The sequence below is a fragment of the Glutamicibacter sp. NPDC087583 genome, assembly GCF_044743685.1.
Classification (GTDB): Bacteria; Actinomycetota; Actinomycetes; order Actinomycetales; family Micrococcaceae; genus Glutamicibacter.
In genome coordinates, this window is sequence record NZ_JBIUWY010000003.1 from 262,560 (window position 1) to 277,820 (window position 15,261).

The window sequence follows — 15,261 nt, forward strand, 5'->3', positions numbered from 1 at the left end:
GTGAACTCCTCGGGTCGCCCAGCAGTGCATTGTGTGTTGTGTCACATTAAACCATATTGGAACTGCGGTTCAGTACGAGGTATTGAGTTTCGAAATATCTTGAACAATGGAAAATTTCCGTTGCTGATCTGGGTAAAAAGGACATAGACTCAGCCCAAACGAGCTGGATGAATTGTGGAATGGGGAAGCGATGCCGGCACCAAAGGATCCTCGAGCCGAGCCGTGCTGGGTCGATTTGCTCACCAGCGACATGGAGGGCTCCACGCAGTTCTACGGGCAGCTTTTCGGTTGGGAAGTCCGCCATGACGAGGAAACCCGCGACGAGGGATATGCCGAGGTCTACCTCAACGGGGAAATGGCCACCGGCTTCATTGCCAATGACCCGGATTCCGAGGTGCAAGATGCCTGGACCACCTACCTGAATGTGACCGATGTGCACGCCGCCGCCTATGCCACCAAAATGCACGGCGGCAAGGTCTATCTCAAGCCCATCGACATTCCCGGCCAGGGAACCATGGCCATCATCGGGGACCCAGCGGGAACCGGCGTTGGACTCTTCCAGGCATTCCAATCAGCAGACACAACCGCCAGCCGCGCACCGGGCACCCGCATCTGGAACGAGCTGCACACCAGGCACTTCGAGGCGGTGGCCCGCTTCTACCGTGTAGCACTGGGCTGGTGCCTGTCCCCGGTCTCGGACACGGACGAATTCCGCTACCACACCTACGGCCAAGGTTCCGAGGCGGTGGCCGGAATCTTCGACATCTCCAGCTATCCGGATTCCAAGGCCGGTTGGCGCGCTTACTTCGCGGTGGCGGATGCCGAACAGACCGTGGCGCTCGCCGAGAAGCTCGGCGGCACGATCATCCATGAGCCCCATGATTCCTACTTTGGCCGCATGGCCGTGCTCAGCGACGTCACCGGCGCAGAGTTCGCGATCATCGCTCCGTCGCGCAAACAGGAATCTGAAGCCTGACGGCAAAGGCCGCCGGCACCGAAAAATCGGATGCACGGCGGCCTCGGTTCGGGCTGGTCCTTCGCAGCCTACTTCACGAAATTCGGCACAACTTCGTCAATGAACAACTTCAGCGAGCGTTTCTTTTCCTCGTGGCTCAGGGCGTTGTCGCTCCAGAAGCTGTATTCGCTGACGCCCAGATCTTCGTAGCGGCGCAGGCGCTCAACAACCACGTCCGGCGTGCCGATCATTGCGGTGCGGTGCAGGGACTCAGGCGTGAACTCCTCGCGTTCAGAGAACTTCTCCTCCGGGCTGGGATCGATGAATCCGTTGACCGGCTCCACCTTGTTGCCGAAGACCGCATCGAAGGTGCGGTAGAACTTGTTGATGCCTTCGGCAGCAGGGCGCCAGGCCTCTGGCTCGTTGGCGGAGTGCAGATAAGTGTGGCGAAGCACCATGATGTCAGGGCGCTGTTTCACCTCCGGGTGGGCAGCGATGGCGGCTTCGTACTTCTGGACTAATGATTCGACTTCTTCGTCGCCCTTCATCAGCGGAGTCACCATGACATGGCACCCGTTGGCCACAGCATACTCGTGCGACTCGGGGCTGCGGGCGGCAACCCAGACAGGGATCTGCTTTTGTGTTGGCTTGGGCACCGAGGTGGACGTCGGGAACTGCCAGACTTCACCGTCGTGGGCGTAATCTCCCTCCCACAGCTTCTTGACTGCGGGGATGAGCTCCTGCATGGAGGCACCGCCGTCGGTGGCCTTCATGCCATCGGTCATGCGATCGAATTCGAATTGGTAGGCACCGCGTGCCACGCCTAATTCGGCACGGCCATTGCTGATGACATCGAGCAGCGCGAGTTCGCCGGCTGCTCGGATCGGGTTCCAGAATGGTGCGATGATGGTGCCGGCTCCGAGCCGGATCGTGGAGGTCCGAGCCGCGAGGTAAGCAAGCTGCGGGATCGGGTTCGGGGAGACGGTGTATTCCATCGAGTGGTGTTCGCCGATCCAGACTGTGGAGAAGCCACCGGCTTCGGCCATTTGAGTCAGTTCGACGAGGTTCTCGAAATGCTGTGCGTGGCTGATCGAGTCGTCATAGCGTTCCATGTGGATGAACAGTGAAAAGCGCATATCTGTCCTTCTTTCGTTGCTCTGCTGCCCTTAGGCAGTTGCCTGGGTGCTGTTGCGTTCGGCGATGGTTTGATTGGTCCGGGACCAATGCTCATGATCGACTTCGCGCACGATGACCGTGATGTTTTCGGGGGCCGCATCAACGGTTTCTTCGGCGGCCCGGTGCAAGGCGTCGATCAGGGCGCGCAGCTGCTGGGAACTGCGGCCCTTGGCAATGGATACATCGATCAGTGGCATGGGGCTCCCTTTCCTTAGCCGCGCATCACAAACGGATCTGCGACGGGGGACTCGTCCGTGTTGATCCATACGCTCTTGAGGCGGGTGTATTCGTTCATGGATTCGAGGCCGTGCTCGATGCCGACGCCCGAGTTCTTGAAGCCTTGGCGAGGGGACATCGGGGACATCGCGCGGTAGGTGTTCACCCAGATCGTGCCGGCCTCCAGCCTCCGGGCCATGCGATGGGCGCGGGCAAGGTTCTGCGTCCACACGCCGGCGGCCAGCCCGTACTCGGTGTCATTGGCCATGGACAGCAGCTCGTCTTCGTGCTCGAAGGGCATGATCGCAGCCACCGGGCCGAAGATCTCCTCGCGGACCACGCGCATGTCGTTATTGACGTCGGTGAGCACAGTGGGGGAGAAATAGTAGCCCGGCAGGTCCAGGCCTTCGGGGCGGGTGCCGCCGGCCAGTACTTTGGCGCCCTCGTCTGCGCCGATCTTCACATAGGAAGCGACCTTTTCCAATTGGTCGGCGAACGCCAGCGGGCCTAGCTCGGTGGCATCCAAGAGCGGGTCTCCGATGACAATGGACTTGGCACGTTCGGTAACCCGTTCCAGCAGCTCGTCGTAGACAGACTTGTGGGCGAAGACCCGGCTGCCGGCAATGCAGGTCTGGCCGGCCGCGGCGTAGATGCCGGCCACCACGCCCATAGCCGCGTTGGCGACGTTGGCGTCGTCGAAGACGATGTTCGGGCTCTTGCCACCCAGCTCCAAGGTGCAGCCGATGAAGCGGCCGGCCGCCTCGGCGGCGATCTTCGAGCCGGTGGCCGTAGAACCAGTGAAGGAGATCTTGGCCAGCAGTGGGTGGCTGACTAGCGCCGCGCCGGCCTCGGCCCCGAACCCGGTGACCACGTTGATGACGCCCGGAGGGAATCCGGCCTGCTCAGCCAGCTCAGCCAGCAGCAGCACCGTGCGCGAGGTGTATTCGCTGGGCTTGATCACCACAGTGTTCCCGGCAGCCAGCGCAGGGGCGATCTTCGAAGTGGTCAAAGTCAGAGGCGAGTTCCACGGGGTGATAGCCCCGACCACGCCGAGCGCTTCGCGCTGGGTGTAGTTTAGAATCGCCGGATTCATGCTTGGGATCTGGGAACCCTGCACTTTGTCGGCCAGCCCGGCATAGTAGTAGAGGTACTCCGGCAGGGTGGCCAGCTGGCCCCGCATTTCGCGCAGCAGCTTGCCGTTGTCCAAGGATTCGTAGCGGGCCAACTTCTCGGCATTCTCACCGATTAGATCGCCTAGGCGGCGCAGCAGATGTCCACGGGCGGTGGCGCTCAGGGCGCTCCACGAGGGCGCGGAGAATGCCTTATGGGCGGCTTTGACAGCACGGTCCACATCTTCAGCATTGCCGCGCGCGGCCTCGTAAAGATCTTCGAGGGTTGCCGGGTTGGAGCTGGTGAAGAAACGGTCTTCGCTGGGAGCGATGTGCTCTCCGTTGATGAAATGCATGTAACGCTCGCTCATGCCTGTTTCCCTTCGTTATCGCTGAAAAAACTGTTCAATTCCGCGGCCAAGGCCAGCGGATTCTCGACCGGAAGCATATGCCGTGCTCCGGGGATGATGCGCAGCCGCCCCTGCGGCACAGCGGCAACCAGCCGGCGGGACATTTCCGGGGTCGATCCGGGATCCAGCTCGCCGGTGATGGCCAGTGTCGGCTGCTTGATCGCATCGAGTTCGCCGGCAATCTCCTGGTCACCGCAGGCGAAAACCGCGTAGGCGTGCAGATAGGATTCGAGATCGTTGCCCGCCATAGTTTGGCGCGTAGCCTCGATGAGCTGCGCGTCCACCGTGGTGGCCGCGGCCGGGAACCAGCGTTCGATGGCGCGGTCCACTCCCTGGGAGAAGTTCGTGCCGGCGGTAGCCAGGCGCTCTTCCACCGCGGTCGACTCTTCGGCGGTGCGCCGGCATACGGAGTTCACCGCAGACAAGGTCAGCACGCGCCCGGGAGCGAAGCGCGCAAGGTACTGGGCAACCAAGGCACCGAGCGAGAATCCCACAAGATGCACAGGCTCGCGAGTTTCAAGGCGTTCGAGCACATCGGCGGCCAAGCTCGCCAGATTCTGCTCGCTGCGCAGGGGCGGGCGTAACCCGTGCCCAGGCAGGTCCAGGGCCACTGATTCGTGCGCCAGCTGCTCGCGCAGCGGCTTCCACATGGTCCGGTCCAATCCGACTCCATGCAGGAGGACAACCAATGGCTGCTTCGTGCTTGTCATGCGTGCTTCGCTCCGTTCCGGCTGATGCGCTCTGCTACTGTTCGGTGGACAGCGGGGCCAGGCGTTCCTGCGGCCGGCCACGGGTTGCGCCGGCCAGGGCGATCAGGATTTCGCCAGGATGCGGAGCATCGGCGATCCTGGCCTCGACGCTCTGGTGGTGCGAGCGGATCGTGGCATCGGTGAAATGCTTGAGCGGGATGTCGAACTGCACTCCGGCCTGTCCGCGCTTTTCCACGGCCGGCAGCAAGGTGGTGGCCTTGGCTGCGTCGCGGAAGTGGTTGCCGAATTTCAGGGTGTGGATCAGGGCCGAGCCGTGCTCGACTTCACCGTCAAGGCCGACGATTGCAGCCTTGCCATAGGCCTGGAGCGGGGCGCCCAGCGCTTCGATGACCCGCGGTGCCAGCAGCGCTCCGAGGTCCGAGGCGACCGAGTCGATTCCCGGGTTCAAGTCCTCGACGAATCCTTGCCCTGCCCACGGGTTGTCGAATACGGCGGCGACAATGACCACGCGGGCTACCGGATCCACCGGGCGTCCGCCCTCTGTGGCAATTTCCTCGACGATGGTTACCAGTTTGCGGTAGTTCATAGTTGTATTCCCTTCAGTATTTCGGAAGTGACCGTTCGGTCGGTGGTTCGATCGCCGATGCGTGCATGTGGCCGGGGGCCGCTTGATGCCGCGGCAATGACCGCGATCTCGCCAGCATGCGGGGCATCGGGCAAGGACAGCTCCAGGGTCTGGTAGTGGGTTCGGGTGGCAGCTGCGGTCTTATGCCACATCGGTACTCGCAGGGATTCACCAGGAACGCCGCGGCCGTCGACAAAGCAGATGATCGAGGTGCCGCCGAGGGCTTCGCGCAGCAGGTTGCCGAAGAACGGGGTGTGGATCAGCGCTCCGGCATGCTCCAATTCCCCATCGCTGCCAACCAATGCGGCCTTGCCGAAAGCTTCAACTTGTTCGGCTCCGCCCAGGGCATTGAGCAGGCGATCCGACAGCAGCTTGGCGAGCAATGGGGCGATGGCCTCGGTCCGCTCGGATAAATCTTGCGACGTTCCAGTGCCGAGCCAAGGATTGGGGATGACTGCGGTGGCGGTCGCGCGGGTGATGCTGCCTAATTCGTGGTGGGGAACTTCTTCCACCGTGCACGAGATTTTGCGCAAACCAATGGCCTGGGCCAAATCCTGGTAGTCTTCGAGCGTTGATCGGGTGCTCAAATCAATGAGCTGAGGCGGCTGGGCCAGTGGAGAATTCATCTGGTATTCCTTTGCATGGCTTTTTTGGGGCTAACCCGGTTGTTCTTCGTCTTCTTCTTTCATTGCGGCCAGGGCCGCCGACTGGCTTGATGCGGCAACATGCCTGCGCATCACAAGTTCTGCGGCCAACGGATCTTTGGAGCTGATGGCGTCGATGATTGCCTGGTGCTCGTCCTTCGAATTCTGCAAGCGCCCGGGCAAGCTCAGGGTCTGCGAAACGATGCGATGGTAGGCCAGCTGGTTCATCAACAGGTCATAGTGCTCGGTGAGCTTCCTGTTGTCAGCCCCGGCAACCAACGTGCTGTGGAATTCATGGACCAGTTGCGAATAGAGTTCCGCGTCGCCGCGCTCGACGGCCCGTTGGCTGCGTGCAACGTTTTCCTTGAGCTGCTCCAATTCAGGTACGGCTCCACGTCTGGCCAGCAGGCCAGCGGCTAGTCCCTCGAAGGCCTCCTTCAGGGAAAACATCTCGTGAATTTCGCGCTGGGTGGGCTTCCTGACGAATGTTCCAACCCGCGAACGCACCTCAACTAGGCCCTCGCGCTCCAGCTGCTTCAATGCTTCTCGAATTGGAGTACGGCTGACCTCGAAGTCTTGCGCCAGGGCTGTCTCTGCCAATAGGTCTCCGGGTTGAACAACTCCAGTGACGATCATTTGACGGAGCCGGCCCAGCAACGGCGTCTCCGGGGTGCTCCTGGTTTTTGATTCCACGCTTGAACTCTCTTGCATACAAGAACTCTATCCATAGATTCTCTTGTATGCAACAGAAATTCAAGCAATCGCCTTGAATCCGCCAAATTTAAGAGAATTTCCTGAAACATGTTGACTCCGTCACAACCTTTGCTAGCATTTCTTGCATGCAACAAATTGTAAATTCACTCCAGCCTGTCAAAGAATCACTCGTCAACGCCTGGGAAGCGGCATGGGATCGGGGGCAGGTCGATGCACTGGACGAGATCTTCCACGCGGACTTCCGGCGAATCAGCAAGAAATCCAAAAACGTCACCACCATCCGAGAGCTGAAGCAAGAGATTTTGTCCGTGCGGGAGGCCTTCCCTGATCTGGTGACAAAAATCGACCATCTGCTCGTGGATGAGCAGGAGCAGTCCATCGCGATTTTCTGGCACACCACCGGAACGTTCACCAACGATTTGCAGGGTGTGCCGGCCACGGGCAACACCGTGGAAACCCGCGGTTCCAACCTGATGGAAATCCAGGACGGGAAAATCATCTCGGAGCAGGTGACTTGGGACCAGAGCGAGCTGCTCGAAGACGTGGGGGTCCCATCGCTCAAGTCCGCCTTCGAGTCCACGGATGATGGCGTGGTAGTGGACGATTTGAGCGGCGTGCCGAATCTCGATGCGCTCAAGGGGTTCAACCGCCAATTCATTACCGGCGTGACTGTCGTGACCACCATGGATGAACATGGCAAGCCTCGCGGGCTAGCCGCAAATTCATACGTGTCAGTTTCGCTCGAGCCGCCTCTGGTGCTGGTGTGCGTGCAGAAGACCACCAGCACCTATGCATCGCTGTTCAAGTCCACCCATCTGGGCATCAACATCATGAGCAACGGGCAGCGCGACACCGTGGGCACCTTCGCTTCCAAGGGTGATGACAAGTTCGCCGAGCTCGAATGGCATCAGGGGCCGAACGGCAGCCCGCTGATCGATGGCTCGGCCGCTTCCATCGAAGCAGAAATCAAGGAGCGCTTCCAAGCCAAGACCCATACCGTGTTCATCGCCAAGGTAAAGCATTCCGAAGTCGCCCAGCTTGAGCCGATGGTCTACAAGGCCGGCCGGTTCTACGACGGCGCCGAACTGACCGCGCTATAGCCCAGCGCCGGCAGATTCCTCCAATACAACGAAGTGTGAGAGCCATGAAAACCGAATCCAACGACAAGCAGGGCAAAGAGCCACGCGGAGGGCCCACGCTCACCGGCGGCAAATTGCGTCGGGCCGCAGATAAGAACGAATCGAAACAGGTCTACAAGCAACTCCAACGTCCGGGCAGTGTCCTTTTCGTTTCGCTGGCGCTGGTCGTGGTGTTCGTGCTCTGGGCGGCTGCTGCACCGGACCGGCTCAATGTACTGATGTCCGGGGCATCCACCTGGTCAGCGCAGTACATTGGCTGGAGCTATCTGTTGGTAACTCTCGGCTGCATCGTGCTGATGCTATTCCTGGCTTTTTCGCGCTACGGAGGCATCCGGCTGGGCAAAGACGCTGATCGACCCGAATTCTCCACTTGGGCCTGGATCGCGATGATTCTCGGTGCAGTGATGGGTATCGGGTTGATCAGCTATGGCGCAGCCGAACCCATGAGCCACTTCATGGTTCCTCCGCACGGACGGGCCGAGCCGGAAAGCATGGATGCGGCAGTGCTGGCCTTGCAATTCTCGTATTTCGATTGGGGTCCGAACGCCTGGGCGTTGTTCGGCGTGTTCGGCCTAGCCATCGCCTACTCGACGCACCGCCGGGGCAACTCGGGACTCGTTTCGGTGATGCTCAGGCCAGTTCTTGGGAAGTCCATGGACGGATGGCTCGGGAAGACCATTGACGTGTTCACCGTGCTTGCTACCCTCTTCGGCACGACGACCTCTCTGGGCTTGGGCGCTTCGCAAATCGCCGAGGGGCTGAACAGCCTGTTTGGCATTCCCACGGATCTTTTCGTCAAGATCGTAATTATTGCGGGCGTTACCATCGTGTTCACTCTTTCGGCGCTTTCCGGTGTTGGCAAGGGAATCAAATGGCTCAGCCAGGGCACTATGATCGGTGCCGCTGCCATCGGGGTATTCGTTCTGGTTTCCGGTCCCACCGGATTTATTTCCAACATCTATTTCCGTTCAATGGGGCAGTTCCTGGGTGAATTCCCGGCCGTGGCGCTGCTGACTCCTTCTGGAGCCGAGGACTTGCAATGGATGCAATGGTGGACGTACTTCATGATGGCCTGGTGGTTAAGTTGGGGTGCCTTCGTCGGCATCTTCCTCGCACGGATTTCCAAGGGCCGGACCATTCGCGAGTTCGTTCTTGCGGTGATGGGTGTCCCGTCTCTGGTCTTCAGTATCTGGTTCAGCATTTTCGGCGGTACCTCGATCCACCAGGAGATGACCGGCAGCTCTGGGATCGGCCAGGCGACGTTGGAAGACACCAATAGCACCTTCTTCGCTATGCTGGCCGAATTGCCGATACCGGAAGTGACCTCGGCATTCACAGTAATCCTCGTGGTTCTGTTCTTTATTACCGGCGCGGATTCCAATACCTATGTTCTGGGCACTCTGACCTCAGGCGGAAATATGTACCCCAAGAGGCCGGTCCTAGTAGTCTGGGGACTTCTCACCGGCGTCTGCGCGATCGTGTTGCTTCTGGTGGGCGGGCTCGAGGCCTTGCAACAGGCCGCTATCCTCTCGGCGGTGCCGTTCACGGTGATTGTCACGCTGCTGGCGATTTCGCTGATGAGGGAGCTGCGCTGCGACACACGCCTGCAGGCACCTTCGCTGGAAGCCGCTGCCCCGAGTCAAGGGGGCAACAAAGCAGTCTAGGCAGCATCGCGAAAGAGACGGCCAGCGAATTTGCGGCCCCGGCGGTACCTTGGATTTGTCGCAATCCGGCATGGGGGTTGGCTGCGCCGGGGTCTGTAAACGTAGAGTGTCCTCTAGCAGTATGCGGAAAGCGGCGGAAGTCGCAAGATGTAGCACAAGGAGCGTTTATATGGGTCGCAAGATCGTGCGCCGCCGCGTGGTCAGGGCAACGCTGGAGGGCTCCCGCGTCCGCGAGGAGAAGCTGGCTGGCGAGGAGCCGCTGGAGATCCGCTTCGGCCATACCTCCTACACCACCTCCATGCGCACCCCGGGCGACGACTTCGACATGGTCACCGGATTCCTGGTGGGCGAGGGAATCATTTCCGCGCCCGAGCATCTGGCCTCCCTGCGCTACTGCGCCGGCACCGATGAAGCAGGCAACCAGACCTATAACGTCATCGAGGTGCAGCTGGGCGCGGGGGCGAAGCATCCTGATCTCCTGGCTGCCCGCAATGTGGTCACCAGTTCAGCCTGCGGGATCTGCGGCACCAACTCCATTGACGAAGTGCGCAAGAAAGCCGCCTTCGCACCCTCCCCGGAATCGGGGCGGGTTGGGCTGGAAACGCTGCTGGGCCTGCCTGACACCTTGCGCGAATCGCAGCAGCTGTTCTCCGCTACCGGGGGAGTGCACGCGGCCGGGTTGTTCTCCACCGCCGGGGAATTGCTGATCCTGCGCGAAGACGTCGGGCGTCATAATGCGGTGGACAAGGTCATCGGAGCGGCCCTGCGCGACGGGTTGCTGCCGCTGGGCGACACCGTCCTGCAGGTCTCCGGACGCGCCTCCTTCGAGCTGGTGCAGAAGGCCGCGATGGCTGGAATTCCGGTGCTCGCAGCGGTCAGTGCGCCCTCGTCGCTGGCCGCTGACCTGGCCGAGGAATCGGGTCTGACGCTGGCCGCTTTTTCCCGCAGGCACAGCGTGAACATTTATACACATGCGGATCGGGTGATCAGGGCGTAGCCTTGTAATATGTGAGCTGGATATCAGTACCGGCCGCGCTACCAATAGGAGGGTCTCATGCATCGTTCGGCACCCAAAAAGGACATCAACGAAGATGAACTGAAGGTCAGCGAACCCAAGCACGCCGCCGCCGGCTTGAAGGCCGTGATGGTATCCATGGAGCGCGGCTTCGCCGAAGCCGGCCCGTCGCGTACCCTGCGTTCGATGCTGCGCGTCAACCAGCACGACGGCTTCGACTGCCCGGGCTGCGCGTGGCCTGAATCCATCACCGGCAAGCGCAAGCCCGCCGAGTTCTGTGAGAACGGCGCCAAGGCCATCGCCGAGGAAGCCAGCGCCCGCACCGTCACCCCGGAGTGGTTTGCGCAGCACTCCATCGAGGACCTGCGCGACAAGACCGAATACTGGCTGGGCTCGCAGGGCCGGATCACCGCTCCGATGATCATTCGCGAGGGGGAGACTCACTACTCCCCGATCAGTTGGGCGCAGGCCTTCTCGACCATCGCCGAGCACGTGAACGCGACCACCCCGGACAAGTGCGTGTTCTACACCTCCGGGCGCACCGCGAACGAGACCGCGTTCATGTACCAGCTGCTCGCCCGCTCGCTGGGCACCAACAACCTGCCCGACTGCTCGAACATGTGCCACGAATCCTCGGGCAGCGCGCTGAACCCGACCATCGGCATCGGCAAGGGCACCGTGTCATTGGAAGACTTCGATCATGCGGACCTGATCTTCGTGGTGGGCCAGAACCCCGGCACCAACCATCCGCGCATGCTCTCCGCGCTGGCCGATGCGCGCAAGCGCGGCGCCCGCATCGTTGCCGTGAACCCGCTGCCGGAGGCAGGCTTCTTCGGGTTCAAGGACCCGCAGACCGTGGGCGGCATGCTGGGCAAGGCCGACCCGATTTCCAGCGACTTCCTGCAGATCAAGGTCGGTGGCGACCTGGCCCTGTTCCAGGCCTTCGGCCACCTGCTGCTCGAAGAAGAGAAGAAGCATCCGGGCACCGTGGTGGACCACGAGTTCATTGCCGCGGTCACCGACGGGTTCGAGGCCTACCAAGCCGCGCGCGCCACCTTGGACTGGGAAGCTACCGAGAAGGCCACCGGACTGACCCGCACCCAGATCACCGAGATCGCGATGCTGCTGGCCAAGTCCAAGGCCACCATCATCTGCTGGGCGCTGGGCCTGACCCAGCAGCCGCACTCGGTGCCGACTCTGAAGGAAATCATCAACCTGCTGCTTTTGCAGGGCAACTTCGGCAAGCCAGGTGCTGGCGCCTGCCCGGTGCGCGGGCACTCCAATGTGCAGGGCGATCGCACCATGGGCATCTGGGAGAAGCCCGGCGAGCAACTGCTCGAAGCGCTGGACGCCGAATTCGGCATCGAATCCCCGCGCGCCCACGGCTACGATTCCACCGAGGCCCTGCATGCCTTCGAGAAGGACGAAGTGGACGTATTCGTCTCCATGGGCGGCAACTTCGCCCTGGCCAACTCGGACACCGAAGCGCTGGAGGCGGGCATGCAGCGTGCCAAGCTGACCGTGCACATCTCCACCAAGCCCAACCGCTCGCATGTGGTGCACGGCAAGACTTCGCTGATCCTGCCGACCCTGGGCCGCACCGACAAGGACGACAAGCACCCCACCGGTGCGCAGTTCCTTTCGGTGGAGGACTCCATGTCGGTGATCAAGTCCACCCGCGGCCGGCTCACCCCGGTCTCCGAGCACCTGCTGGCCGAGCCGGTCATCGTTGCCCGCATGGCCCAGGCCATCCTGGGCGATGGGCACCCGGTCAACTGGCGTGCCATGGCCGAGGACTACGACGTGATCCGCGACCACATCGAGAAGGTGCTGCCCGGCTTCGAGGACTTCAACACCCGGGTGCGGGAGAAGAACGGCTTCGTGCTGCCCAATCCGCCGCGCGATACCCGCTCCTTCGCCACGGACATCGGCAAGGGCCGCTTCACCGTCTCCGAGTTCGAGGCCTTGGAAGCCCCCGAAGGCCACCTGATCCTGCAGACCATGCGCAGCCACGACCAGTACAACACCACCTTCTACGGGCTGGATGACCGCTACCGCGGGATCAAGGATGGCCGCCGCGTCATCCTGATCAACCCGGAGGACCTGGCCGAGACCGGGTACAGCGACCGGGATCTGGTGGACGTGATTTCCACTTTCGCCGGCTCCGAGCGCCGCGCGAACCGCTTCCGCCTGGTGTCCTATCCGACGGCCAAGGGCTGCGTGGCGGCCTACTACCCGGAGGCCAACGCGCTGGTGCACCGCGATCTGGTGGCCCGCGAGTCCAACACCCCGGGTTTCAAGGCGATGATGGTGCGTTTCGTCGAGCACACCCAGCAGCCTGGACGCACGCTGGATAGCTGACCTGGAGCAGTGCTAAGCGCTTGACGTAATGCACCTCGCAGCCATTTGCGCTTCACCAGCTGTCAACCTGGCGGGCTTCTGCGGGAGAATTGACGGCGGGGCGCATCCCGAACGCATGGGGTGCGCCAATCCGCAGTCCACCGAAGAGGAAATTCCCCATGAGTGCTGCCCGCAGCCAATCCGCTGAGAGCATCAGACCCGAAGACGAACGCCTGCCTGCGCCGAAAACCGTGGCCTACGGTTTCCAGCATGTGCTGACCATGTACGGCGGCATCATCGCTCCGCCGCTGGTGATGGGCGGGGCTGCGGGAATGGACACGGCCGAAATGGGCGTGCTCGTCGCCAGCTGCCTGTTCATCGGCGGCCTGGCCACCATCCTGCAAACCCTGGGCGTGCCATTCTTCGGCGCCCAGCTGCCGCTGGTCCAGGGCACGTCCTTCTCCGGGGTGGCCACCATGATCGCCATCCTCAACGGCGGGGGAGGCATGCCGGCAGTCTTCGGCGCGGTGCTCGCCTCGGGCGCCATAGGCATCGTCATTGCCCCGTTCTTCGCCAAGCTGCTGCGCTTCTTCCCGCCGGTGGTCACCGGCGTGGTGATCACGATTATCGGCGTCTCGCTCTTCCCGGTCACCGCCGACTGGGCCATGGGCGGGGCGGGCGCAGGGGATTCCTATGGCTCGATCAAGAACATCGCCCTGGCCGCCATTACCCTGCTGATCCTGCTGGCGCTGTCCAAGTCCGGCATCCCTGCGCTCTCGCGGCTGTCCATCCTGCTGTCCATTGCGCTGGGCACCCTGGTGGCAGTGTTCATGGGCATGGCCGATTTCTCGCAGGTGCTCACCGGCGACATTTTCGCGGTTCCCACTCCGTTCGCCTTCGGCGCCCCGGTCTTCGAGATCGGCGCCATCATCTCGATGATGATCGTCATCCTGGTGACCTATACCGAAACCACCGCAGACATGCTCGCCGTGGCCGAGGTGACCGGATCCAAGGTGGATTCGCGGCGCATCGCCAACGGCCTGCGCGCCGACATGCTCTCCTCCACCGTCGCCCCGATCTTCAACACCTTCACCCAGTCGGCCTTCGCGCAGAACGTCGGGCTGGTGGCCATTACCGGTGTGAAGAGCCGCTTCGTGGTGGCCGCCGGTGGCGGCATCCTGGTGGTCCTCGGCCTGCTGCCAGTGCTTGGCCGCGTGGTCGCCTCCATCCCCTCCCCGGTGCTGGGAGGCGCCGGCGTGGTGCTGTTCGGCTCGGTAGCGGCCGCAGGCATCCGCACCTTGGCCAAGGCCAAGGATGACAACATGAACATGCTGATCATCGCGACCTCGCTGGCCTTCGGCTGCATTCCCATGGTCAAGCCCGACTTCTACGCCGAATTCCCTGCCTGGGTTGGCACCATTTTCCAGTCCAGCATCTCCTCGGCCACCATCATGGCGGTGCTGCTGAACATCATCTTCAACGAGCTGAACTGGGGCAAGAAGGAAACGTCGCTGCGCACCGTCTACAAGTACCAGCTGGCCGGCCTTGAAGACGGCGACCGCCTGATCGATGGCAAGCTGTACGACTCCAAGGGCTTGGAAATCCAGGTCATCTCGGAGCAGCCAGGCCACGCCGGTGATCGTCCGATGCCGCAGGGCTAGCTCCGCGGAAGTATTCGTCTACCGAGCCCAATCTGAATCGAGGATTGAGCGCATGGCCGTTCATCCTGACCTTGAGTATGAACAGTTTTCAAGCCGTTCATCGGTCGGATTCTGGTAGATTCTGAGGGTTTCAGACGCGTTGGCGCTCGCCTAGAATGTGGGACATTTCAGCCACGTTTAAAATTCGACAAGAACATGACTTTAATCAAAGATAAATCGCGTGCGGTCATCGCGATTGGCCGGCGCAGAATCCCGGTAGCATTAGCTCAAATGATGATACGTAAGATCTATTCAGGTTGTCTTGCTTTAGCAACTATTTGTGCCCTTTCCGCTTGCGGCGGGGTTCAAGCCACGCAGACTGGGGCATTGGCCCTAGGCGCTCCTGAAGGCGACGTCGAAAACACTTTGTGCGGAATATTTCACGAGCAGAACTTCGTCGGGGATGTAGCATCCAGCACCTCAGGGGATCCGCTATGGATCACCGACGTGCAAGCTGTAGAGGCCACGGGCTGGGAATCAAAGCGATCCGTGGCAGCACTGCTACCCGAAGGTGAGACTAGCTTGTTGGCGTGGACTAATGAGAGCCTCAAAGAGGCAGAATTCAAAGAAATCGCTGAGAGATTAGTACCTTTAGAAAGTCCCATCGAAGTCCCTGCCGGGGAAAATGTGCAGGTAGGTCTCGAGGGTGCCGTGAAGAATGGTGTGGAAAACGCTGAAGTTTCACAGCTTCGGGTCATTTATAAGACAGATTTGAAATCGTCGAAAAGCTCTTCTGCTGTCGGAAATATCCGCTACGAATGGCGAGCTCAAAGCTGCGAGTGACCGTTGTGTGACCAAGGTTTCTTGGGCTATCACGTGGTTGAGAACAACAGAATCCCCCAGC

Annotated in this window: 14 protein-coding genes; 7 read left to right on the plus strand and 7 right to left on the minus strand. The window is 61.3% G+C overall.

The window, feature by feature from the left end; translation table 11 throughout:
* Nucleotides 1-190 precede the first annotated feature (190 nt).
* Entirely contained in the window at nucleotides 191-976 is a 786-nt protein-coding gene (locus tag ACIOU9_RS10385; RefSeq protein ID WP_105656177.1) for a VOC family protein, read from the plus strand.
* A gap of 68 nt (nucleotides 977-1,044) precedes the next feature.
* Here the strand turns inward: ACIOU9_RS10385 and ACIOU9_RS10390 are convergent, their stop codons facing one another.
* Genes ACIOU9_RS10390 through ACIOU9_RS10420 form a run of 7 tightly spaced genes read right to left on the minus strand, consistent with a single transcriptional unit; the run spans nucleotide 1,045 to nucleotide 6,556 of the window.
* Nucleotides 1,045-2,091 (minus strand): LLM class flavin-dependent oxidoreductase, encoded by a 1,047-nt coding sequence (locus tag ACIOU9_RS10390; RefSeq protein ID WP_133834120.1) that lies wholly within the window; start codon nucleotides 2,089-2,091, stop codon nucleotides 1,045-1,047.
* Nucleotides 2,092-2,121: 30 nt separating this feature from the next.
* Nucleotides 2,122-2,328, minus strand: a complete 207-nt coding sequence (locus ACIOU9_RS10395; protein ID WP_286172207.1) for a tautomerase family protein — start codon at nucleotides 2,326-2,328, stop codon at nucleotides 2,122-2,124.
* A 14-nt stretch (nucleotides 2,329-2,342) separates the two neighbouring features.
* Nucleotides 2,343-3,827, minus strand: a complete 1,485-nt coding sequence (locus tag ACIOU9_RS10400; RefSeq protein ID WP_133834118.1) for an aldehyde dehydrogenase — start codon at nucleotides 3,825-3,827, stop codon at nucleotides 2,343-2,345.
* Entirely contained in the window at nucleotides 3,824-4,576 is a 753-nt protein-coding gene (locus tag ACIOU9_RS10405; RefSeq protein WP_402696856.1) for an alpha/beta fold hydrolase, read from the minus strand. Before ACIOU9_RS10405 ends, ACIOU9_RS10400 begins: the two co-directional genes overlap by 4 nt.
* Nucleotides 4,577-4,610: 34 nt before the next feature.
* Nucleotides 4,611-5,162 carry an amino acid synthesis family protein gene (locus ACIOU9_RS10410; RefSeq protein WP_133834116.1) on the minus strand — a complete coding sequence of 184 codons (552 nt, stop codon included), beginning with the start codon at nucleotides 5,160-5,162 and terminating at the stop codon, nucleotides 4,611-4,613.
* Nucleotides 5,159-5,827: an amino acid synthesis family protein gene (locus tag ACIOU9_RS10415; protein ID WP_105656183.1), complete on the minus strand. Its 669-nt coding sequence runs from the start codon at nucleotides 5,825-5,827 to the stop codon at nucleotides 5,159-5,161. The genes ACIOU9_RS10410 and ACIOU9_RS10415 overlap by 4 nt, the downstream gene beginning before the upstream one ends.
* 30 nt (nucleotides 5,828-5,857) lie before the next feature.
* Nucleotides 5,858-6,556, minus strand: coding sequence for a GntR family transcriptional regulator (locus ACIOU9_RS10420; protein ID WP_105656184.1), 699 nt, complete (start codon nucleotides 6,554-6,556; stop codon nucleotides 5,858-5,860).
* A gap of 128 nt (nucleotides 6,557-6,684) precedes the next feature.
* Here ACIOU9_RS10420 and ACIOU9_RS10425 point away from each other — a divergent pair, with 128 nt between their 5' ends.
* The 6 genes from ACIOU9_RS10425 (at nucleotide 6,685) to ACIOU9_RS10450 (ending at nucleotide 15,200) form a co-directional block, all read left to right on the plus strand.
* Nucleotides 6,685-7,659, plus strand: coding sequence for a flavin reductase (locus tag ACIOU9_RS10425; RefSeq protein ID WP_359185271.1), 975 nt, complete (start codon nucleotides 6,685-6,687; stop codon nucleotides 7,657-7,659).
* 44 nt (nucleotides 7,660-7,703) lie between these two features.
* The gene (locus ACIOU9_RS10430; protein ID WP_402696858.1) at nucleotides 7,704-9,362 is read left to right on the plus strand and encodes a BCCT family transporter; all 1,659 of its coding nucleotides are present in this window, start codon (nucleotides 7,704-7,706) and stop codon (nucleotides 9,360-9,362) included.
* Between the two features lie 169 nt (nucleotides 9,363-9,531).
* The gene (gene fdhD, locus ACIOU9_RS10435; protein ID WP_105656187.1) at nucleotides 9,532-10,359 is read left to right on the plus strand and encodes a formate dehydrogenase accessory sulfurtransferase FdhD; all 828 of its coding nucleotides are present in this window, start codon (nucleotides 9,532-9,534) and stop codon (nucleotides 10,357-10,359) included.
* A gap of 57 nt (nucleotides 10,360-10,416) precedes the next feature.
* Nucleotides 10,417-12,738, plus strand: a complete 2,322-nt coding sequence (locus ACIOU9_RS10440; RefSeq protein ID WP_133834114.1) for an FdhF/YdeP family oxidoreductase — start codon at nucleotides 10,417-10,419, stop codon at nucleotides 12,736-12,738.
* Nucleotides 12,739-12,896: 158 nt separating this feature from the next.
* The gene (locus ACIOU9_RS10445) at nucleotides 12,897-14,378 is read left to right on the plus strand and encodes a nucleobase:cation symporter-2 family protein (protein WP_105656189.1); all 1,482 of its coding nucleotides are present in this window, start codon (nucleotides 12,897-12,899) and stop codon (nucleotides 14,376-14,378) included.
* 195 nt (nucleotides 14,379-14,573) lie between these two features.
* Nucleotides 14,574-15,200 (plus strand): hypothetical protein, encoded by a 627-nt coding sequence (locus ACIOU9_RS10450; RefSeq protein WP_402696859.1) that lies wholly within the window; start codon nucleotides 14,574-14,576, stop codon nucleotides 15,198-15,200.
* Nucleotides 15,201-15,261: the final 61 nt, after the last annotated feature.

Coding starts and splice junctions, on each gene's coding strand:
- ACIOU9_RS10400 (WP_133834118.1), bottom strand. CDS start 3,827: ATGAGCGAGCGTTACATGCATTTCATCAACGGAGAGCACATCGCTCCC.
- ACIOU9_RS10430 (WP_402696858.1), top strand. CDS start 7,704: ATGAAAACCGAATCCAACGACAAGCAGGGCAAAGAGCCACGCGGAGGG.
- ACIOU9_RS10405 (WP_402696856.1), bottom strand. CDS start 4,576: ATGACAAGCACGAAGCAGCCATTGGTTGTCCTCCTGCATGGAGTCGGA.
- ACIOU9_RS10395 (WP_286172207.1), bottom strand. CDS start 2,328: ATGCCACTGATCGATGTATCCATTGCCAAGGGCCGCAGTTCCCAGCAG.
- ACIOU9_RS10440 (WP_133834114.1), top strand. CDS start 10,417: ATGCATCGTTCGGCACCCAAAAAGGACATCAACGAAGATGAACTGAAG.
- fdhD (WP_105656187.1), top strand. CDS start 9,532: ATGGGTCGCAAGATCGTGCGCCGCCGCGTGGTCAGGGCAACGCTGGAG.
- ACIOU9_RS10410 (WP_133834116.1), bottom strand. CDS start 5,162: ATGAACTACCGCAAACTGGTAACCATCGTCGAGGAAATTGCCACAGAG.
- ACIOU9_RS10450 (WP_402696859.1), top strand. CDS start 14,574: ATGACTTTAATCAAAGATAAATCGCGTGCGGTCATCGCGATTGGCCGG.
- ACIOU9_RS10420 (WP_105656184.1), bottom strand. CDS start 6,556: ATGCAAGAGAGTTCAAGCGTGGAATCAAAAACCAGGAGCACCCCGGAG.
- ACIOU9_RS10425 (WP_359185271.1), top strand. CDS start 6,685: ATGCAACAAATTGTAAATTCACTCCAGCCTGTCAAAGAATCACTCGTC.
- ACIOU9_RS10415 (WP_105656183.1), bottom strand. CDS start 5,827: ATGAATTCTCCACTGGCCCAGCCGCCTCAGCTCATTGATTTGAGCACC.
- ACIOU9_RS10385 (WP_105656177.1), top strand. CDS start 191: ATGCCGGCACCAAAGGATCCTCGAGCCGAGCCGTGCTGGGTCGATTTG.
- ACIOU9_RS10445 (WP_105656189.1), top strand. CDS start 12,897: ATGAGTGCTGCCCGCAGCCAATCCGCTGAGAGCATCAGACCCGAAGAC.
- ACIOU9_RS10390 (WP_133834120.1), bottom strand. CDS start 2,091: ATGCGCTTTTCACTGTTCATCCACATGGAACGCTATGACGACTCGATC.